Source organism: Streptomyces sp. AC550_RSS872, from assembly GCF_019049285.1.
GTDB lineage: Bacteria > Actinomycetota > Actinomycetes > Streptomycetales > Streptomycetaceae > Streptomyces.
Genome location: NZ_JAGMUL010000042.1, coordinates 148,602 through 167,039, shown reverse-complemented (window position 1 = coordinate 167,039; position 18,438 = coordinate 148,602). Strand labels below are relative to the sequence as shown.

The window sequence follows — 18,438 nt, the reverse complement described above, 5'->3', positions numbered from 1 at the left end:
AACGAGTGCTGATTCGGCCGACGGTCAGGAGGTCTGTGCCGTCTGGTACAGGTTCTGGGCGTCGGCGCCGAAGTACGGGCCGTACATCCGGTTCGGCAGGAAGTTGTACTTGAAGCTGTTCACCGAGGACAGCAGGCCCTTGCCGGAGGCCTCGTCGAACTGTGTGAACCAGGGGCCGCCGCTGGAGCCGCCGGTCATGTTGCAGTTCATGCCGTGGTCGTCGGACAGCAGGAAGTCCCGGTTGGTGGTGCCGGAGCAGTAGATGAACTTCTCGCCGTCGTACGGGGCGGCGGCCGGGAAGCCGAACGAGTACATGCGCAGGTTGTAGCCGGTGTTGAAGGCCAGCCCCTGCCCGCCCACGACGTCCGTCAGCAGTTTGCCGTCCAGCGGGGCGACGACCGCGGCGCCGACGTCGTAGTTAATGTCCTCGCTCGCCGTCCACTGCGGGGTGGACAGGGTCTTCGACGCGGTCCAGCGGCCGTAGGGGGCCTGTCCGTCGTGGTAGCCGGGCACGAAGACCCAGTCGGTGTGCCAGGCGCCCTCCAGTTTCACGCAGTGGCCCGCCGTGATGACGGTGCTCTTGTTGGAGCTGGTGACGGCGTTGCCGGAACAGGACGCCGTGCGCCCCTGGTAGGTGAAGAACACGCGGCCGGCCGTGGAGACGACCGCACCGCCGCCGGTCCACTGACCGCCGCTGTTCGGGAAGGCCAGCAGGCTGACGTCGGAGACGGCCTTTCCTGCCGCCCCGACGTCTCCGACGGCTCCGGCCGCCGGGGCGCTGGGCGCGACCTTGGTCGCGATGCCCTTGAGGGGTGCCGAACCGCCGTCGACGTGGCCGTCGACGGACACCAGGTCGAGCGGGGTCGCCGCGCGCATCCGTTCCGGTGTCCAGAACGCGCGGGCCTGCCGCTGTGCGTCGGCCGAGACCGAGCTGACGCCGGTCGAGGTGACGCCGGTCGAGGTGTCGGACCTCGGCGCGGCGCCCGCGGGTGTGGCGAGGGCGCCCGCGGTGAGCAGCGCGGTGACGCCGATCAGGGTGCCGAGGAGAGGGCGGGGTATGCGGATGACGCCGGGTATGCCTCTCACGCGTACTCCTTCTGCGATGGGGGGACCGGGCGACCATGCGTGCGCCGCCCGGCTGACGACAGACAGCCGATGCGAGTGCGGAGTGGAGAACCGGGAGGCAGCGTGCCAACCCGAGCACCGTTTTGGAAGGGCGCATGCCAAAACGCGGTTCCAAAGCGGGCTGTTCAGGGCGAATCGGCCGCCCCGGCTCCGCCCGGACGGCCGATTGACGCGGCCTCACTGTGTGGCGCAGGAACCGCTCTCGCAGCCCGGCGCGTTGTACGTCCAGCCCCGACTCGGGTCGTACGACCACCCGTCCCCGCGCCGATAGGCCCGACCGCCCCACTGTGCGCGGCTCGACTGCGCCGCACTCCACTGCGCCCCGCCCGGCCATGCCCCGCTCGACTGCGCCCCGCGCCACTTGGCGGCGGCGAGCGCCGCCCCCTTGGCGAGCCGCACTCCGGCCGGGGTGCTGAGGCGATGCGCGAGTCCCCGGTGCTCGCGCAGCGCCCACAGCGTGACGATCCAGGCGGCGCCGCCCCGGTAGACCTGCCCCGCGTCGCCGACGACGGTGATCTCGTCGAACGTGGACGCGTGGTCGAGGTCGGGGTGGCGTCGCCGGGCCTCGTCGGACCCGGCCGGGACCAGCTCCAGCGGCACCAACTGCGGCTGCCGTACGAGCCAGTCGCGCAGGAAGGCGCACAGGGAGCACCGGGCGTCGTAAAGGACGGTGAGCCGCCGGACCACGGCACGGGCCCCCTTGTCGGCTGCCACGCCGACCGCCCCGTCGGCTCCCGTGCCGACCGCCCCGTCGGCTCCCGTGCCGCTCACCCCGCAGGCTCCCGCCCCGACCGTCACGTCGGCCGCCCTGCCCGCTGTCGTGCCGGACACCCGCTCACACCCCGGCCGAGGGAGCGACCCAGCCCTGCGGTGCGACCGGTGGCACCTGTTCGCGCTCCATCACGCCGCGCCGCCGGATCTTGTTGAGCACATAGACGTTGCCCAGATGCATCACGCCGAGCACGAGCAGCACCACGCCGAGCTTGGTCGACAGGGCCTCGAAGATTCCGCGCGTGTCGAGGACGGTGTCGTCGTCGCCCAGATACAGCGCGACGAAGCCGAGGTTGACGAGGTAGAAGCCCACCACGAGCAGATGGTTCACGGCGTCGGCGAGCTTCTCGTTCCCGCGCAGCACGTCGGCGAGGAAGATCCGTCCGTTACGGCTGAGCGTGCGGGCCACCCAGACGGTCAGGGCGATGCTGACGACCAGGTAGATGACGTAGGCGATGACCGTGCGGTCCATGACGCCCCCTCCTTGAACGCGTTCAAAACGCTGACAGGGAGACTGTAGGCCCAGTCTTTGAACATGTTCAACTCAAGGGGGTGAGGTCTCCGTCACGCCCCCCCCGGCCGGGGCGGCGTCACGGCCGGCGCCCGAGCTCCGGCCGTTTGGAGTAGTCCGTGAACCCGGTGACGTTCCCCCAGGGGTCGGCGATCTCGACGGTCCAGCCGGTGGCGCCGGAGAAGGGCTCGTCGAGCGGCTCGACGCCCGCGTCGCGCAACGTCCGCGCCGCCGCCCTCGCGTCCGGCACCTCCAGCCATACGCGAGGGGAGGGCCAGGGCGGCGGCCGGTGCCCCATCGCGTCCTCGGCGCGCAGCAGGATCCCGGGTGTCTCGCCCCCGACCTTCAGCAGCGCGATCCCGGCCTCGTCGAGCCGGAACCCGACCGCGAACCCGGCGCGCTCGTAGAAACGGACGGCCTCACCCAGGTCGCCGACCGGCAGCAGCACATGGTCGAACCCGAGCAGTTCGTACGACTCGTCATCTGACATGCCGTCAGAGTAAGGCGATGATCGGCCGGATCCGGTGATTGTCAGTGGCGGCTCGTACTGTCGTCGTCATGGGAATCGTGACGTTCGTCGACGAGACGACAAGCGGGCGCCGAAGTGACGGCTGGGGGCTGGAGATCGCCGAGGAGCGGCTCACCGTGCGCGAGCTGATCCGGCGTCGGGTCTTCGAGGAGGTCGCCGAGTACAACGCGCGTACGCCGGAGGTCTTCCAGGGGCTCGTGCAGCCGCAGGACGCCGAGCGCGTGCTGAACGGGTACGCGATGCGCACGGCCCGCCGGCTGGACCCCGAGACACAGACCGAGCTCGCGCTGAGGGCCTTCGCGGGCAACGGCTTCCTCGTGCTCGTGGGGGACCGCCAGGCCACCGACCTCGACGACGAGGTCGAGCTCGCGCTCGGCACCGAGATCACGTTCCTGAAGCTCGTCGCGCTGGTGGGTGGCTGATGACCTCTTCGAAGTCCGAACGAGCCGAGCTGGTCCGGGAGGTCGTCGACCTCGTCGCCGCCGAGGACATCGGACGGCTCGTCCCGGAACTGCTCAGGCTCGCCGAGATGACCGACGGACACTGGAGCGGCGACCGCCAGAACGTCTTCCACGCGATCCTCGCCGCGACCGACGGGTTCCAGAAGGAGCTCGTGCACCGGCTGGCCGCCCGCTATCACGAACTGGAGCCGGGCACCCGCCCGCGTCGCCACATCGTGAGCGTGCTGACCTGCCTGAGGACGATGGGGTCCGCCGTCGAAGGGCAGCCGCCCGACACCAGGGCCGCGCTGATCGGCCTGGCCGCGGAGCAGGACGTGCACTACGACCCCGGTCAGCTGATCCGGCTCACCGAACTGGAGCAGGCCGACGGGCGTGAGCTGCCCGGCGAGTTCGTCGCCGTCGTCCGCCGCTCGTACCTGACGCTGTGGAACGGCAGGAAGACACTGGCGGCACTGGTCGCCCAGCTCGACGAGCCTGCGGTGAACCCGGGCGAGGCATGGTCCGACAGGGCTCTCGCCGAGGTGGCCGAGCTCGGCGGCGACTGGCGGCGGCTCCTCGCCCACGCGGCCACCGCGACCGCCGCCCGTCCCTCCGCGAAATGGGACAGGACCGGTCGCGCCCTGATCGGGTCACTCGATGCCGACGAGGTGCGGGAGCGGTTGCTCTCCTGGCTCCGGCTGGTGGGACGGCCACGCACCCGCCCGCTGCTCGCCCCGCGCTACGGGCCCGACCCCAACGCCACCTTCGACCCGTACAACGCCTACGCGCTGCGCGGCCTGGCCTGGTTGCTCTCCCTCCTGCCCGCGCACCCCGAGACCGCCCGCACCCTGGGCGCACTCGCCGAGACCTCCCTGCGCAAGGTCCCGGGCCTCGGACCGGTGAACCCCAAGGTCGCCAACGCCGCGGTCAACGCCCTGGCCCGCATCGACAGCGAGGCGGCCCTCGCCGAACTGGCCCGTCTCACCACCCGCGTGACCTTCAAGGGCACGCTCAAGCTCCTCGACACCGCGCTGGACGCCCGCGCGCAGGAGATGGGCCTCAGCCGCGAGGAGATCGAGGAACTGGCCGTACCGGCCTACGGCCTGACGGAGGTGGGCCGGGCGGAGCACCGGCTCGGCGAGGTCAGCGCGCTGATCGAGGTGCGGGGCACCAAGGCCGTGCTGAGCTGGCGCAACGCGAGCGGCAGGATGGTGAAGAGCGTCCCCTCCGCCGTACGGCGCGACCACGCCGACGAGCTGAAGGAGCTGAAGGCGGCGGTCAAGGACATCGACAAGATGCTCCCGGCCCAGAGCGAGCGTCTGGACCGCCAGTTCCTGGCCCGCCGCGACTGGCCGTATGCCGCCTGGCGCGAGCGCTACCTCGACCACCCCCTGGTCGGCACCCTGGCCCGCCGTCTGCTCTGGACGGTCGACGGCACGACGGCCGGGTACGCGGACGGTGAGCTGCGGACGCTGGCCGACGCACCGGTGAGAGAAGGAACCCGAGTCGAGCTCTGGCACTCGGTCGGCCGGGAACCCGCCGAGATCGTCGCCTGGCGCGACTGGCTGGAGCGGCACGGAGTGACCCAGCCCTTCAAGCAGGCCCACCGCGAGGTGTACCTGCTGACGGACGCCGAGCGGGCGACGGGGACGTACTCGAACCGCTTCGCGGCGCATGTCCTGCGTCAGCACCAGTTCCACTCCCTGGCCGCGATCCGGGGCTGGCACAACAAGCTGCGCCTGGCCGTCGACGACGAGGCGCCGCCCGCCGTACGGGAGCTGCCCCAGTGGGGTCTGCGCGCCGAGTACTGGATCGCGGGCGACGGCGGCGAGGACTACGACGAGGTCACCGACTCCGGCAGCTTTCTGCGCCTGCGCACCGACCAGGTCCGCTTCTACCCGGTCGACGCACCGCACAACTCGGCGCACTGCTGCGGCGGTGAGTACCGCATGTGGCTGCGCGACGGCGCCGACCCGGTCGAACCGGTGCCGCTGACGGACGTCCCGCCCCTGGTCCTGTCGGAAGTCCTGCGCGACGTGGACCTGTTCGTCGGCGTGGCGAGCGTCGGCAACGACCCGACGTGGCAGGACGGGGGCCCCGACGGACGCTTCCGGGAGTACTGGACGTCGTACGGCTTCGGCGAACTGGGCGCGAGCGCTCAGACCCGCCGGGGCCTGCTCGAATGCCTGATACCGCGGCTGACGATCGCCGACCGCTGCACGATCGAGGGCCGTTTCCTACAGGTGAAGGGCGAGCGGCACACGTACAAGATCCACCTCGGCTCGGGCAACATCCTGATGACCCCGAACGACCAGTACCTGTGCATCGTCCCCAAGTCCAACCCGGCCGCCCCGCAGGCGGGTTACCTGCCCTACGAGGGCGACCGGATGCTGGCGGTGATCCTCAGCAAGGCGATGATGCTGGCCGACGACACGAGGATCACGGACCCGACGATCCTGAGCCAGCTGTGAACGGGCCCGTCAAGCGGGGCGTCCCGCTGGCCGACGAGGAGATCTTCGAGGCGGACGGCGCGCTCCGCGACGTATGTGTCCTCTCCGCCGAGGCCGGGGACTGGGACCGGGTGATCTCCGCGCTGAGGGAGCCGGAGGCGGCGGAGCCGCAGTGGGAGGTCGAGTTCTCGACCACGCATCCCCTCGGGGACGCGCTGCTCCACTCCGGCGCCGCGGCGCTGTTCGCGGCGCTGGAGCGGAGCGGCGACTCGGCGAGCCTCTCCGTGCGCATCGACGGCATCTGGTTCACCAGCTACTTCTTCGACTGGTCGGAGATCGAGTTCACCTTCGATCCCGTGGATGTCGTGGGCCCGCCGGAGGTCGAGGTCGTGGAGGACTTCATGCGGCGGGTGGGCGACGCGTGCGGCCGGCGGGTCGTCATGACGATGGAGACGTCGACGCACCACGAGGGGCTGCCCGCCTTGTTCGAGTACACGCCGGGTCGCCGCTGAACCGTCAGCTCCCGCAGCCGCCGACCCGTCGCGTGCTCACCGCGATGTCGTCCATCCGGATGTCGTACGACGACGGCGCCGGGTCGGCCTGGTACAGCTGCCGGCCCAGCTTCAGCTCTGTCGAAGGCCGGGCAAGGCGAAGGGGTCCGACGTGCCGCCGTGCTGGTGCGTGGAGACGGTCAGGTCGGGCTGCTCGACGCCGTCGAAGTAGACCGTGACGCGGTTGTCGGTGGCGTCCAGGTGGAACTCCACGCAACTCCAGCGGGCGGCCGCGGCCGCGTTGAGAAAGGCGAGAGGCCCCGCCCCCGGTGCCGAACCGGGAGACAGGGCCCTCACAGCCGTGGTACGGGAACCCGTACCTGAGCCGACCTCAGAAGCGGCGCGTGATCAGCGCCTTCTTGACCTCGGCGATCGCCTTCGTGACCTCGATACCGCGCGGGCAGGCGTCCGTGCAGTTGAAGGTCGTGCGGCAGCGCCAGACGCCGTCCTTGTCGTTGAGGATCTCCAGCCGCTGCTCGCCGGCCTCGTCACGCGAGTCGAAGATGAAGCGGTGCGCGTTGACGATGGCCGCCGGGCCGAAGTACTGGCCGTCGTTCCAGAAGACCGGGCACGAGGAGGTGCAGGCGGCGCACAGGATGCACTTCGTCGTGTCGTCGAAGCGCTCGCGGTCCTCGGCCGTCTGGAAACGCTCACGCGTCGGCTCGTTCGTGTCCTTCGTGATGAGGAAGGGCATGACGTCGCGGTACGCCTGGAAGAACGGCTCCATGTCGACCACGAGGTCCTTCAGGACCGTGAGGCCCTTGATGGGCTCGACCGTGATCGGCTTCTCGGGGTTGATGTCCTTGATCAGCGTCTTGCAGGCGAGGCGGTTCTTGCCGTTGATCCGCATCGCGTCCGAGCCGCAGATGCCGTGGGCGCAGGAGCGGCGGAAGGTCAGCGTGCCGTCCAGGTCCCACTTGATCTTGTGGAGGCCGTCGAGGACGCGCTCCTTCGGGTCGATCTCCAGCTGGAAGTCTTCCCAGGTCGCCTCGGCCGAGATCTCCGGGTTGAAGCGGCGGACCCGGAAGGTGACCGTGATGTAGGGAGACGCGGCGGACTCGGCCTCCACCTTGTCCATAACGGGGGTAGCCATCAGTACTTACGCTCCATCGGCTGGTAGCGGGTCTGGACGACCGGCTTGTAGTCGAGACGAATGGACTCCGTGCCGTCGTCGCCGACCTCGCGGTACGCCATGGTGTGGCGCATGAAGTTGACGTCGTCGCGGTTCGGGTAGTCCTCGCGGTAGTGGCCGCCGCGGGACTCCTTGCGGGCCAGCGCGGACACGGCCATGACCTCGGCCAGGTCGAGCAGGTTGCCCAGCTCGATGGCCTCGAGCAGGTCCGTGTTGAACCGCTTGCCCTTGTCCTGGATCGAGACGTTCCGGTAGCGCTCGCGCAGCTCCGCGATCTTCTCGACCGCCGTCTTGATGGTCTGCTCCGTGCGGAACACCATGACGTTGGCGTCCATGGTCTCCTGGAGCTCCTTGCGCAGGGCCGCCACGCGCTCGGTGCCGGTGGAGGTGCGCAGCCGCTCGACCTGCTCGATCACCAGCTCCGCCGGGTTCTCCGGCAGCTCCACGTAATCGGCCTTCTGGCTGTACTCCGCGGCCGCGATGCCGGCCCGACGGCCGAAGACGTTGATGTCCAGCAGCGAGTTGGTGCCGAGGCGGTTGGCGCCGTGCACGGACACACAGGCGACCTCGCCGGCCGCGTACAGGCCCGGGACCACGGTCGTGTTGTCGCTGAGGACCTCACCCTCGACGTTCGTCGGGATGCCGCCCATGGCGTAGTGCGCGGTGGGCTGGATCGGGATCGGGTCCGTGTAGGGCTCGATCCCGAGGTACGTCCGCGCGAACTCCGTGATGTCGGGCAGCTTGGCGTCCAGCTGCTCCGGCGGAAGGTGCGTCAGATCCAGGTAGACGTGGTCACCCTCGGGGCCACAGCCCCGGCCCTCGCGGATCTCCGTGTAGATGGAGCGGGACACGACGTCACGGGACGCGAGGTCCTTCATGACCGGCGCGTACTTCTCCATGAAGCGCTCGCCGTCCTTGTTGCGCAGGATGCCGCCCTCACCACGGGCGCCCTCCGTCAGCAGGATGCCCATGCGCCAGATGCCCGTCGGGTGGAACTGGAAGAACTCCATGTCCTCCAGCGGCAGACCCCGGCGGTACACGGCCGCCTGGCCGTCACCGGTGAGCGTGTGCGCGTTCGACGTCACCTTGAAGAACTTGCCGCAGCCGCCGGACGCGTAGATGACGGCCTTCGCCTGGAAGACGTGGATCTCGCCGGTCGCCAGCTCGTAGGCCACGACACCGGCGGACTTCTTGACGCCGTCGACCTCGGTGATCAGCTGGTCGAGGACGTAGAACTCGTTGAAGAACTCCACGCCCTCCTTGACGCAGTTCTGGTACAGCGTCTGGAGGATCATGTGGCCGGTGCGGTCCGCGGCGTAGCAGGACCGGCGCACCGGCGCCTCGCCGTGGTTACGGCTGTGACCGCCGAAGCGGCGCTGGTCGATGGTGCCGTTCGGGGTGCGGTTGAACGGCAGGCCCATCTTCTCCAGGTCGAGAACGGAGTCGATGGCCTCCTTCGCCAGGATCTCGGCGGCGTCCTGGTCGACCAGGTAGTCACCGCCCTTGACCGTGTCGAAGGTGTGCCACTCCCAGTTGTCCTCCTCCACGTTGGCCAGCGCGGCGGCCATGCCGCCCTGCGCGGCGCCCGTGTGGGAGCGGGTGGGGTACAGCTTGGTCAGCACGGCGGTACGGCTGCGCTTCGTGGACTCGATGGCCGCGCGCATACCGGCGCCACCGGCGCCGACGATGACGGTGTCGTACTTGTGGATCTTCATGGTGGTTGCCTCAGCCCCGTGCCTAGCGGATGTTCGGGTCGAAGGTGAAGATCACCAGCGTGCCCAGCAGGATGGTGAACACCGTGGCGGTGTAGAGCAGGCCCTTCAGCCACAGGCGGGTGTTCGCGCGCTCCGCGTAGTCGTTGATGACCGTGCGCAGGCCGTTGGCGCCGTGCAGCATCGCGAGCCACAGCATCAGCAGGTCCCAGACCTGCCAGAACGGGGACGCCCAGCGGCCGGCGACGAACGCGAAGCCGATCTTGGAGACGCCGCCGTCCAGCACCAGCTGGATCAGCAGGTGGCCGATGACCAGGACGACCAGGACGACGCCGGACAGACGCATGAACAGCCAGGCGGCCATCTCGAAGTTGCCCCGGGTGGACCGGGGCGTCTTCTTGGTGCGCTTGCGGGGCGCCTCGATGTAGGGGGCCGGGTTGTCGACGTTGTAGAGGGACTCGCCCTCGACCGGGCCGATACCGGTGGCGGTCTTCTCAGTGGTGACTGTGTTGTTTGACATGCTTACGCGTCAGCTCCCGAACAGTTCCTGAGCGGCGTGGCCGAGGACGGGGTAGATCGCCCCGAGCATCAGCACCAGCCAGAGCCCGACGACGGACCAGAGCATCTGCTTCTGGTAGCGCGGGCCCTTCGACCAGAAGTCGACGGCGATGACGCGCAGGCCGTTGAGCGCGTGGAAGAGGATGGCGGCGACGAGGCCGTACTCCAGCAGCGCGACGATCGGCGTCTTGTACGTGGCTACGACCTTGTCGTAGTCCTCGGGGGAGACACGGACGAGGGCGGTGTCCAGCACGTGAACGAACAGGAAGAAGAAAATGAGGACGCCGGTGACTCGATGAGCCACCCAGGACCACATTCCTTCCCGGCCGCGGTACAGCGTTCCAGCCGGCACGGAAGTTCCTCCGGGAGCGGGGATTGGGGCCAGCCGGCTTGTGCTGTCGGTCGGGCCCGGCCGGGTACGGTCCACCGGCCCTCAGCATCGTATCCACGTTGCGCTGCGCGGCTTAGCGGGGGTGTGGGTATGTGATCAAAGTGGCACGCGGATGGGTGATGTGCGGCTAATGGGGTGGGCTGGCCTGTTTGTTGCCGGGTGCGGCGCCGTTTGCGCTGGTCGCGCAGTTCCCCGCGCCCCTCAGGGCGCGAACCAGCCGGCCCTTTGCCAGGCGCCGGAGTTCCTCTGCCGTCAGGACTCGTTCGTCGTCCGGATCGTTTGCCAATCGAGACCGGATGGCGTGCAGCACGTGGTCCAGGGCCTCGGCCGGCGCCAGATCGTCCAGGCAGATGACGAATACGTGCCCGAACTTGGCCTCGTATGCGGCATTCGCCGCATTGAGAGCTGTATGGGCGGCTCCGTAGATCCCCTCCGGCAGAACCGGCAACGTTTCTGCCGCCAGCGCCTCCGCCAGATCCCCCGGCGTCAGGTCGTATGCCGCCTCGTCGGATGCGGCCAGCAGGGAGTCGACGTCCGGGTACGGGCGGTGGCTCGCGAGGCGCTCGACCCAGCGGGGGCTGCGCAGGCAGTCGAAGAGGAGCGCGCGGGCCTCGTGGGCAGGCGCGCTGTTGAAGGCGTCCAGGACGGTGGGCAAGGACGGTATGGCGACTCGGCCAGGAAGGTGTGTGGGCGTCACGTGGTTTCGACAGGGGATTCTGGGGCAGGAGTGGCGCCACGTTACCGAGTGTGGACGTGACGTGTCCGACGGATGCCCGAATTTCAGTCGAACGGGAGAGTTTCAGAACGTTCCCTGGACGGCGGGCTGAGCTCGCAGGGCCTAGGTTGGCGATGTGAGCCAGCACAAGCACAGGCGCCGGGCCCCGGCCATGAGGGCGCTGAAGCAGACGTGGGTGCTGATCGTCGCCGTGGTCGTCGTGACGGTCGCGGCCGGGGTGAGCCTCGGGCTCCTGGCCACCGGCGACGACGGATCGCCGGCCGGATCGGAGCAGCGTCGGTCGGCACCGGGGATGTCCGAGGCCGCCTCTCCCTCCGCACCGAGACAAGCGCCCACTCCGACCCCGTCACCCACTCGGTCGTATCCGCTCTCGAAGGCGCCGCGGACCATCCCGGCGGTCACGTCGCACACCGCCGCCCGTGGTCCGGGCTGGCGTCCGGCGAAGGGCGAGCGGGTCGTCGTGAACGACAAGGAGCTCGCCGACGAGGGGCGGCTCATCGCCGGTGAGCTGGGGCTGACGTACGCGGGCGAGAAGGACGACGTGCGGGCCGGGGATGTGCGGCTGGCGCTGAACGACGACCAGGGCGCGGATCCGGAGTCGTACTCGATGACCGTGCGCGGTGGACGGGTGACCATATCCGGGCCCGGTGAGGCGGGGGTCTTCTACGGGACCCGGACGCTCAAGCAGGAGGTCCACGACGGGGGTACGGCGCCGGAGGGGGTCGTGCGGGACGAGCCGGCCAAGCCGGTGCGCGGGTTCATGCTCGACATCGCGCGCAAGCACTTCACCGCGGACTGGATCGAGGACCGGGTGCGGGAGCTGGGGGACCTGAAGTTCAACCAGCTGGGTCTGCACTTCTCCGACGACCAGGGGTTCCGGATCGAGTCCACCTCGCATCCCGAGATCGTGTCCCAGCAGCACCTCACCAAGGCGCAGGTCAGGAAGATCGTCGAGCTGGCCGAGAGCCGGCACATCACCGTCGTGCCCGAGATCGACTCGCCCGGGCATCTGGGGGCCGTCATCGCCGCGCACCCGGATCTGAAGTTGCGCAATGTGAACGGTGTCGCCACGCGAGGTGCCGTCGACATCTCCAAGCCCGAGTCCGCCGAGATCGTCGACGACCTGCTGAACGAGTTCGCCGGGCTCTTCCCGGGAAACCAGTGGCACCTGGGCGCCGACGAGTACCAGGCGCTGGTCGTCTCGAATCCCGAGGCGTCCTACCCGCAGCTCGCCGCCGCCGCCCGGGAGGCCTACGGATCCGGCGCCACCGTCGCCGACCTCGCCACCAAGTGGCTCAATGACCGCGCCGCCACCGTCCGCGCTCACGACCGCACGCCGCGGGCCTGGAACGACGGGTTCTTCCGGAACACCTCCGTCCAGCCGGACAAGGACATCCAGGTGGCGTACTGGACGGGCAAGGAGATCGGCGCGCGGGTGCCGCTGGAGTACCTGAGGGAGGGGCGGAAGGTCGTCAACTACAACGACGAGTTCCTCTACTACGTGCTCGGCGAGCCGCAGACCTTCGTCTATCCGACCGGTGAGCGCATCTACGCGCAGTGGACGCCGCGGGTCCTGCGCGGGACGACGGCCGTGCCGGCCACGTACGACGACCAGATCCTGGGCGGGTCCTTCGCGGTCTGGTGCGACCTGGCGGACTCGCAGACGCAGGACCAGGTCGCGGCCGGGATCCGGATGCCGCTGCGGGCGACCGTGCAGAAGCTGTGGGACGCGGGTGAGCCGGAGCTGTCCTGGGCCGAGTTCAGCACGCTCGCGGACCGGCTGAACTGAGCTGTGGATTGGCCGATACGGCTGCGAACCCCCGTGCGAATGTGGTGTATTCGGGCCTAGCCGTACCGAACAGCCAGGGGGAATCGGAATGGGCTACTGGGGGTACTTCGTCGTGGGCCGCGGGGAGCGGCCGTTGGCGGAGCTGGACGCGCTGGCCGGGGCCGAGGGGATGACCCTGCGCGAGGCGGCGCCGGGCGGCTGGCAGGTGTGGGAGTACCCGAGCGGGGACGGTGACGTCGGGAGCATGAACGCCCTGGCCGGCGAGACCGGGGCGCCCGCGCTCTTCGGGTACGTCATGGACAGCGCCTCCGTGGTGGTGGAGGCGGCGGCGCCGGAGAGCGGGGCGTGGACGACCTGTCTTGCGCGGGCCGCGATGGCCGGGTACCTCGGCGCCGGCGACGAGGGGCTCACGCTGGAGGACTACTTCCTCGAACCCTCCGACGCCGCCGAACGGGCCGTCGCCTGGGCCTTTGAGGCCGGGCACGAGGTGAACACCGAGTCCGTGATCGACGTACTCACCTCCGAAGCGGATCCTTTGGCCGAAAACCTCTTCTTTCGGCTGCTCGACCGGCTCGGTGTCGTACCCCTGTGACACTCGGGGGCCGTTGCGCGCAGTAAGGGGAGGTGCGGGCTCCGTTAAGGGAGGAGCCCTCCAGGGGCCTGTGCGGGGACCCCGACCCTCATGACTTACCCGCTTAGGGAGGCGTGGATGAGCCTGGTGGAACTGATCGCTCAGGCCGACGAACGCGGACTGGCCGCCAGCGGGTTGGCTTGTTTGGATCGGTGTGTGCCGCTGCTGGGCGGTGACGACGAGGTCCTGCGGCCGCTGTGGGCGAACCTCGCGGCGGGCGGGGAGCCGACCGCGTGGGGTGAACTGCTGGAGCAGGTACGCGGGAAGCTGGGCGTCGCCGAGATCGTGGACGACGAGGACGTCGAGGACGAGGCCGCCCTGCTCGCCCGGCGGATGCTCGCCGCCGCCCCCGCCGTACGGTCCGCCGCCGAGGCGCGGGTCTGGGCAGACGCCTGCTCCGTCGCCTCGCTCCAGATACACCGGCTCCTGGACCCCGCGGAGGACGACGTCACCTCGGCCGGCGCCCTCCCCGAGGCCCTCAGCTCGGCGCGCGCGGAAGGGCCCGCCCCCGTCGAGGGCCGCACGGCGGGCATGTCGCCGCTCGTCGCCGCCGAACTGCGGCGTCAGATCAGTGTCCTGGAGATCCTCTCCGGGCATGGCGCGGGCGGCCTGCGCCGGGCGCTGGAGGTGTCGACGGAGGGGCGCCGGGTGCTGCGGGCGGTGGTGTCGCGGCGGGCGCGGGGCAGGGGCTGACCGGCCTGACGGCCCCGGCACCCGGGCCGTCAGATCATCAGCCACTTCACCACCGCGTCGCCGTACTCGGCCGTCTGCGCGTAGAACGCGGTCAGGTCGCGGTGGGTCGCCGCGAACAGGCCGCGCACCTCGTTCTCCGCGTCCGTCGCGGCGTACGGCCGCAGCAGGTTCGTGCGTGCGTCGCGCCACAGGTCGTCGAAGTCGGCCGCCTTGAGGTACCCGGCGACCCCGGTCACCTGGGCCGCCGTGAGCAGCAGGAACGGCGGCAAGGGCGTCTCGGGGTGGAAGACCGGGCGGCCGCCGAGGACCACATGGGTGCGGGGGCCGTCCGGTGCGTGGTTCGGGGGGATGCCGGAGTAGAGGAGCTCGACATCGCCGTACTGCCGGTCGAGCACCTCCTCGCGATGCCGGCCGATCCGCTCCCGCACGGTGTCCCAGTCGTCCTCGAACAGGCGCTGGAACCAGGTCGCGCTGTTGCGCAGTGCCGGGGGCGGCACCGCTCGGAGATGGAGGTACATGCTCATCAGTGACTGGAGCGCACGGGAGCGGCGAAGCGTCACTCCCGCGTAAACCCGATGTCTGAGGGAGTCCTGTGACTGTCATGAGGTGGACGTGGGGCGGTCCTGCGCCGGTCCCGGGCAGCCCCCGGATCCGCGTGACGAAACGCTGTTCGACCACGCTCTCCAGGATGTGACGACTCAAGCGGAGACCAGGCCCTCGGCCGCGAGCAAGCCGGTGCGGTGGGCGGCGGACGCGGTGGCGACGATGCGCGAGGGGGCGCGGCTGCGACTCGACTACTCGGCGCAGAGCCTGTGGCGGGTCGACCGGATGATCGAGGAACTGCGCCGCGAACGGACGCCGTACGCCGCCGTGGAGAACACCCTGCGCGGTCTCGGCGCGTACGCCGGTGAGGTGATCGCCCGTCAGAGCGGCGCCGAGTGGTGGGCGTCGGGCGGCGACCACTGGATCCGCACGCCCGACGGACGGCTGTGGGATCCGATCGACGAGGCCCGGCGGTGTTTCGCGGGCGACGGGTCGCTGCGGTTGCTGTGCCGGGACGCGACGAGCGGGCAGTCGCGGCGGTAGGGCGACGGCGTGGACATGACCCGGCCGGGACCCCGTGAATGGGCGGGGTCCCGGCCGGGTCAGGTGCTGTCGGCGGTGACGGCGTCGGTGTCCGGCCCGGGTGGGCGGCCGCGGGCGTGCCCAGCGGTGTCCGGCTGCGGATCGCCGTCCGGCTGAAGTCCAGCCCCGTGCTGTGCCGTTGCCCGACGAGGCGTCAGCTCGCCCAGACCTCGGCCTCGTCGGCCGGGACGGTGGTGGCCAGGGCCAGTTCCTTGCGGGCGGCGACCGTCTTGTTCGGGTCGATGCCGGTGAAGGCCGGGTCGTAGGCGATGTAGAACGCGTCGGCGTCGGCGGCGTTCGCGGCCGTCTTCCAGTGCTCGGCCGTCTTCGTCAGCTGCTCACGGAGCTTGCCGACCTCCGCGCCCTCGATGCCCTTCAGGCCCGTGAGATGTGCCTCGAGGGCGGCCGCGACGGCCTTGGCCTGCGCCTTGTAGCCGGCCAGGTCCTCCTCGACGGTGTCCTTCTCGGACTGGTTCGCCCACAGCGCGTCGTAGACGGCGTTCGAACCCTTCAGGTACGTGCTCTGCGCGGGCTTCAACGTGTTCGCGTCGGCCTTCAGCGTGCCCGTGAACTTGCCCGACTCCTTGTTGTAGGTGCAGGTGACGGCACGGTCGCCGGTCGCCCAGCTCTCCTTGGTCGGGGTGTAGTAGAAGACCGAGACACCCTTGGGCAGCGCCCAGGTGTCCGGGGCGAACTTCCCCGCCTCGACCGGGCACCGCTTGTCGGCGATGGCCGTGATCGCGTCGTCGCCCGGGTACGAGCTGCCTTCGTCGATCTTGAAGTCGGCGACGACCTGACCCGTGTGCGCCTCGGCGCACGGCACGATCTCGACGAGGATCTCCTCGCCCTCGCCCTTGGTGTTGGGGTTGTAGCAGTCGCCGACGGCCAGCGAGAACACCGAGCGCTGGCGGGCCACCTTCTTCGCGCCGTCCTTGGCGCTGTCCACGGCGTCCGAGACGTCCGAGCACCCGGCCGCACCGAGCGCGAGCAGGGCGACGGCGGCGGTTATGCCACGAAGGGGACGGGAAGGTCGAACGATCGACATGGCGTGTACATCCTCTTATGTGATCTTTATGAGGGGCGCGCGCATCGTATGCCATCCCTGGGGTGTCGCTGTGCCAAGGCTCTTGCCTGGTCGCGGCGTCTGTGTGACTCCCGATGAGCCGCAAGGGTTGTATCCCCGGTCCATCCCGGCCGCCCTGTGACACTTCTGCGAGGCCGGGCGCTGTTGACCGTGGAGGGGCGTGCGAAAGGGGGCCGCATCGCGAGGTGCGGATTCGCCGCGAACCGGTACGGACGAGGACAGTTCTTGGGCCAGGGAGGGGAAACCCGCCGCGTGCGCGCGCACGACGGGGAGCTGAGCGCGGCCGTCGCGCGGGCTCAGGAAGGTGACGAGGCCGCCTTCGCGGTGGCGTACCGGCTGGTGCAGCCGGGACTCCTCGGGTACCTGCGCGGACTGGTCGGGGACGACGCGGAGGACGTGGCGTCCGATGCCTGGCTGGAGATCGCCCGCGACCTCGGCCGGTTCCAGGGCGACGGCGCCGGGTTCCGGGGCTGGACCGCGACCATCGCCAGACACCGGGCGCTGGACCATCTGCGCCGGCAGAAGGTACGGCCCCGGGCGTCGGCGCTGGAGAGCGACGTACTGGACCTGCCCGGGCCGCACAGCACGCACGACCAGGCGCTGGAGTCGATCTCCACGGAGCGTGCCCTGGCACTGGTCGGCGGGCTGCCGCGGGACCAGGCCGAGGCGGTGCTGCTGCGGGTCGTCGTCGGTCTCGACGGCCCCGCCGCCGCACGCGTCCTCGGCAAGCGCCCGGGCGCGGTGCGGACGGCCGCGTACCGGGGTCTGAAGCGTCTGGCCCAGCAGCTCGGCGTCTCAGGTGTGACGGATGACGGCCCCAGGACGCTGGGGGAATCGAAATGAACAGTGAACGTGACGGCGGCGACCGGAGCGGCACACCGGCGCCTCGATGAGGCGAAACGGTGAGTGTTCGGTGAGTCGTACGGGGCGTGAGGGACGTACAGGCTCTACGAGCTGGTGAGTCACAGCCGTCACGAAGGTCACGTAGACCACGTACGACACGTGCGTCACGCGGACCGGGTACAGGCCAGGTCGGACAGGAACAGGACACGGACATGGGTGAACAGCAGAGCGGCGGTGGGACCTCCGGCCGTCGGCGTGCGCACCCTGGCGGCCTCGTCCCCGGCCGGGCGACCGGCCCGCAGATGACGCTCGACGAGGCCGCGCTGGAGGCGCTGCTCTCCGCGGCCGTACTGCGCGGGCACCGCGCGGACCTCGACGGCGAGCAGCGTGCCGTGGCCGCGTACCGGGCCGCCCGTGCCGCGGGGGCGCACCGGGCGCGCACCCGGCGCCGGGACGACTGGCGGCCCCGCGAGCCGCGGCGACTGGCGCTGTCCGTGAAGACCACGCTCTCCCTCTTCGTCACGAGCCTCGCCCTGGGCGGCGTCGCGGTCGCCGCGATCGGCTCGTCCGGTTCCTCCGACCACCCCGCCGACGACAAGGTCGGCTCCACCCCGACGGCCGGTGCCCCCGACCGGCCGTCCACCGGGCCGTCCGCCGCCGAGCCCGGCACCGCCGGACGGCCCGGCCACCCCTCCACCGCCCAGGACGCCGAGGCCAAGTGCCGCGCCTATGACCAGGTCGAGGGCAACGGCAAGGCCCTGGACTCCACGTCCTGGCAGCGGCTCGTCACGGCGGCGGGCGGCGAGGACAAGGTGACCGCGTACTGCGCCGAGCAGCTGGCGCGGGCGGCGAGGACCGGGCCGGCGCAGACCGAACCGACGAGGTCCGAGCCGACGAGGTCCGAGCCGACGAGGTCCGAGCCGACGAGGTCCGAGCCGACGAATTCCGAACCGACGAAGACGGCCGGGGACGGTGCCACCGGCAGCGGCCAGGGCCCGAGCGGGAAGAACACGTCCGGCGAGAGCGCCGAGAGGCCCGAGAAGGGCGAGAAGACAGGCTGAGCTTCCCGCCCGAGAGGTCAGACGTCCGGCCGCCCTGCCACCTTCTCCAGAGGCTCCGGCGCACCGCGAGGACGGGCCGGCCGTGGGCGGTGCCGAACGGTTGGGCGGTGAGCGGCAGCGGCTCGAGTTCCCGTGCCGTACCCGTCGGCAGGGGCTGAACCGCGGAGACGACCGGGGCCGCCACCCCCCACAGGAGAGGCCCCGGCCGCCGCGCGGCACGGGCCGCGCGGCGGCCCGTACTTTCTACAGCGTCATGACTGCGTTTTCTGTCACACCTGGGTGGACACATTCGCGGAATCCCGGGTA

The 18,438-nt window shown here is 70.4% G+C and carries 21 protein-coding genes and 1 pseudogene; 8 read left to right on the top strand and 14 right to left on the bottom strand.

Annotated elements, in window-relative coordinates; genetic code table 11:
- Positions 1–24: 24 nt before the first annotated feature.
- The 4 genes from KUM44_RS19400 to KUM44_RS19385 form a co-directional block, all read right to left on the bottom strand.
- A complete protein-coding gene (locus KUM44_RS19400) occupies positions 25–1,086 on the bottom strand; it encodes a peptidase (protein ID WP_308402666.1) in 1,062 nt (353 codons plus the stop codon).
- Between the two features lie 216 nt (positions 1,087–1,302).
- Positions 1,303–1,839: a DCC1-like thiol-disulfide oxidoreductase family protein gene (locus tag KUM44_RS19395; RefSeq protein ID WP_217209380.1), complete on the bottom strand. Its 537-nt coding sequence runs from the start codon at positions 1,837–1,839 to the stop codon at positions 1,303–1,305.
- Between the two features lie 121 nt (positions 1,840–1,960).
- Positions 1,961–2,368 (bottom strand): hypothetical protein, encoded by a 408-nt coding sequence (locus KUM44_RS19390; RefSeq protein WP_217209328.1) that lies wholly within the window; start codon positions 2,366–2,368, stop codon positions 1,961–1,963.
- Between the two features lie 118 nt (positions 2,369–2,486).
- Positions 2,487–2,897, bottom strand: coding sequence for a VOC family protein (locus KUM44_RS19385; protein WP_217209327.1), 411 nt, complete (start codon positions 2,895–2,897; stop codon positions 2,487–2,489).
- 68 nt (positions 2,898–2,965) lie between these two features.
- On the opposite strand from KUM44_RS19385, the gene KUM44_RS19380 reads away from it, so the two are divergent.
- From KUM44_RS19380 to KUM44_RS19370, 3 genes are read left to right on the top strand one after another with little or no spacing between them, the layout of a single operon-like run.
- Positions 2,966–3,358, top strand: a complete 393-nt coding sequence (locus KUM44_RS19380; RefSeq protein WP_217209325.1) for a hypothetical protein — start codon at positions 2,966–2,968, stop codon at positions 3,356–3,358.
- A complete protein-coding gene (locus KUM44_RS19375) occupies positions 3,358–5,847 on the top strand; it encodes a DUF4132 domain-containing protein (RefSeq protein ID WP_254389733.1) in 2,490 nt (829 codons plus the stop codon). Before KUM44_RS19380 ends, KUM44_RS19375 begins: the two co-directional genes overlap by 1 nt.
- A complete protein-coding gene (locus KUM44_RS19370) occupies positions 5,844–6,338 on the top strand; it encodes a hypothetical protein (protein WP_217209323.1) in 495 nt (164 codons plus the stop codon). Before KUM44_RS19375 ends, KUM44_RS19370 begins: the two co-directional genes overlap by 4 nt.
- A gap of 4 nt (positions 6,339–6,342) precedes the next feature.
- Here KUM44_RS19370 and KUM44_RS19365 read toward each other — a convergent pair.
- From KUM44_RS19365 to KUM44_RS19340, 6 genes and pseudogenes are all read right to left on the bottom strand, one after another.
- Positions 6,343–6,614: pseudogene (locus KUM44_RS19365) on the bottom strand (hypothetical protein); the annotation flags it as partial.
- 94 nt (positions 6,615–6,708) lie between these two features.
- Entirely contained in the window at positions 6,709–7,470 is a 762-nt protein-coding gene (locus tag KUM44_RS19360) for a succinate dehydrogenase iron-sulfur subunit (RefSeq protein WP_062721897.1), read from the bottom strand.
- Positions 7,470–9,224 (bottom strand): succinate dehydrogenase flavoprotein subunit, encoded by a 1,755-nt coding sequence (sdhA, locus tag KUM44_RS19355; protein WP_217209321.1) that lies wholly within the window; start codon positions 9,222–9,224, stop codon positions 7,470–7,472. Before sdhA ends, KUM44_RS19360 begins: the two co-directional genes overlap by 1 nt.
- 22 nt (positions 9,225–9,246) lie before the next feature.
- The gene (locus tag KUM44_RS19350; protein ID WP_217209319.1) at positions 9,247–9,741 is read right to left on the bottom strand and encodes a succinate dehydrogenase hydrophobic membrane anchor subunit; all 495 of its coding nucleotides are present in this window, start codon (positions 9,739–9,741) and stop codon (positions 9,247–9,249) included.
- Positions 9,742–9,750: 9 nt separating this feature from the next.
- The gene (gene sdhC / locus KUM44_RS19345) at positions 9,751–10,131 is read right to left on the bottom strand and encodes a succinate dehydrogenase, cytochrome b556 subunit (protein WP_079056196.1); all 381 of its coding nucleotides are present in this window, start codon (positions 10,129–10,131) and stop codon (positions 9,751–9,753) included.
- Positions 10,132–10,297: 166 nt separating this feature from the next.
- Positions 10,298–10,867, bottom strand: a complete 570-nt coding sequence (locus KUM44_RS19340; RefSeq protein WP_217209317.1) for a 2-oxo-4-hydroxy-4-carboxy-5-ureidoimidazoline decarboxylase — start codon at positions 10,865–10,867, stop codon at positions 10,298–10,300.
- A gap of 190 nt (positions 10,868–11,057) precedes the next feature.
- Here KUM44_RS19340 and KUM44_RS19335 point away from each other — a divergent pair, with 190 nt between their 5' ends.
- The 3 genes from KUM44_RS19335 to KUM44_RS19325 all read left to right on the top strand — a co-directional run bounded on the left by KUM44_RS19335 (position 11,058) and on the right by KUM44_RS19325 (position 14,019).
- Positions 11,058–12,695 (top strand): glycoside hydrolase family 20 protein, encoded by a 1,638-nt coding sequence (locus KUM44_RS19335; RefSeq protein WP_217209378.1) that lies wholly within the window; start codon positions 11,058–11,060, stop codon positions 12,693–12,695.
- Between the two features lie 88 nt (positions 12,696–12,783).
- Positions 12,784–13,287 carry a hypothetical protein gene (locus tag KUM44_RS19330; protein ID WP_217209315.1) on the top strand — a complete coding sequence of 168 codons (504 nt, stop codon included), beginning with the start codon at positions 12,784–12,786 and terminating at the stop codon, positions 13,285–13,287.
- Positions 13,288–13,404: 117 nt separating this feature from the next.
- Positions 13,405–14,019 (top strand): hypothetical protein, encoded by a 615-nt coding sequence (locus KUM44_RS19325; RefSeq protein ID WP_217209314.1) that lies wholly within the window; start codon positions 13,405–13,407, stop codon positions 14,017–14,019.
- Between the two features lie 29 nt (positions 14,020–14,048).
- On the opposite strand, the gene KUM44_RS19320 is transcribed toward KUM44_RS19325, so the two are convergent.
- Positions 14,049–14,543 (bottom strand): DUF1877 family protein, encoded by a 495-nt coding sequence (locus KUM44_RS19320; protein WP_217209312.1) that lies wholly within the window; start codon positions 14,541–14,543, stop codon positions 14,049–14,051.
- A gap of 166 nt (positions 14,544–14,709) precedes the next feature.
- Between KUM44_RS19320 and KUM44_RS19315 the strand changes: the two genes are divergently transcribed.
- Entirely contained in the window at positions 14,710–15,105 is a 396-nt protein-coding gene (locus KUM44_RS19315) for a hypothetical protein (protein WP_217209310.1), read from the top strand.
- Between the two features lie 193 nt (positions 15,106–15,298).
- Here the strand turns inward: KUM44_RS19315 and KUM44_RS19310 are convergent, their stop codons facing one another.
- Complete coding sequence (locus KUM44_RS19310; protein WP_217209309.1) at positions 15,299–16,189, bottom strand: septum formation family protein; 891 nt, start codon at positions 16,187–16,189, stop codon at positions 15,299–15,301.
- 264 nt (positions 16,190–16,453) lie between these two features.
- On the opposite strand from KUM44_RS19310, the gene KUM44_RS19305 reads away from it, so the two are divergent.
- On the top strand, positions 16,454–17,071 hold the full coding sequence (locus tag KUM44_RS19305; RefSeq protein ID WP_217209308.1) for an RNA polymerase sigma factor: 618 nt from the start codon (positions 16,454–16,456) through the stop codon (positions 17,069–17,071).
- Between the two features lie 164 nt (positions 17,072–17,235).
- Here the strand turns inward: KUM44_RS19305 and KUM44_RS47590 are convergent, their stop codons facing one another.
- Both KUM44_RS47590 and KUM44_RS47585 read right to left on the bottom strand, forming a co-directional pair.
- The gene (locus KUM44_RS47590) at positions 17,236–17,502 is read right to left on the bottom strand and encodes a hypothetical protein (protein WP_374202048.1); all 267 of its coding nucleotides are present in this window, start codon (positions 17,500–17,502) and stop codon (positions 17,236–17,238) included.
- Positions 17,503–17,798: 296 nt separating this feature from the next.
- A complete protein-coding gene (locus tag KUM44_RS47585) occupies positions 17,799–18,050 on the bottom strand; it encodes a pentapeptide repeat-containing protein (protein WP_374202052.1) in 252 nt (83 codons plus the stop codon).
- Positions 18,051–18,438 lie beyond the last annotated feature (388 nt).

Excerpts from the sequence above, each read along its gene's own strand:
- sdhA (WP_217209321.1), bottom strand. The coding sequence starts at position 9,224 with ATGAAGATCCACAAGTACGACACCGTCATCGTCGGCGCCGGTGGCGCC.
- KUM44_RS19375 (WP_254389733.1), top strand. The coding sequence starts at position 3,358 with ATGACCTCTTCGAAGTCCGAACGAGCCGAGCTGGTCCGGGAGGTCGTC.
- KUM44_RS19350 (WP_217209319.1), bottom strand. The coding sequence starts at position 9,741 with ATGTCAAACAACACAGTCACCACTGAGAAGACCGCCACCGGTATCGGC.
- KUM44_RS19390 (WP_217209328.1), bottom strand. The coding sequence starts at position 2,368 with ATGGACCGCACGGTCATCGCCTACGTCATCTACCTGGTCGTCAGCATC.
- KUM44_RS19380 (WP_217209325.1), top strand. The coding sequence starts at position 2,966 with ATGGGAATCGTGACGTTCGTCGACGAGACGACAAGCGGGCGCCGAAGT.
- KUM44_RS19335 (WP_217209378.1), top strand. The coding sequence starts at position 11,058 with ATGAGGGCGCTGAAGCAGACGTGGGTGCTGATCGTCGCCGTGGTCGTC.
- KUM44_RS19330 (WP_217209315.1), top strand. The coding sequence starts at position 12,784 with ATGGGCTACTGGGGGTACTTCGTCGTGGGCCGCGGGGAGCGGCCGTTG.
- KUM44_RS19385 (WP_217209327.1), bottom strand. The coding sequence starts at position 2,897 with ATGTCAGATGACGAGTCGTACGAACTGCTCGGGTTCGACCATGTGCTG.
- KUM44_RS19360 (WP_062721897.1), bottom strand. The coding sequence starts at position 7,470 with ATGGCTACCCCCGTTATGGACAAGGTGGAGGCCGAGTCCGCCGCGTCT.
- KUM44_RS19310 (WP_217209309.1), bottom strand. The coding sequence starts at position 16,189 with ATGTCGATCGTTCGACCTTCCCGTCCCCTTCGTGGCATAACCGCCGCC.
- KUM44_RS19320 (WP_217209312.1), bottom strand. The coding sequence starts at position 14,543 with ATGAGCATGTACCTCCATCTCCGAGCGGTGCCGCCCCCGGCACTGCGC.
- KUM44_RS19325 (WP_217209314.1), top strand. The coding sequence starts at position 13,405 with ATGAGCCTGGTGGAACTGATCGCTCAGGCCGACGAACGCGGACTGGCC.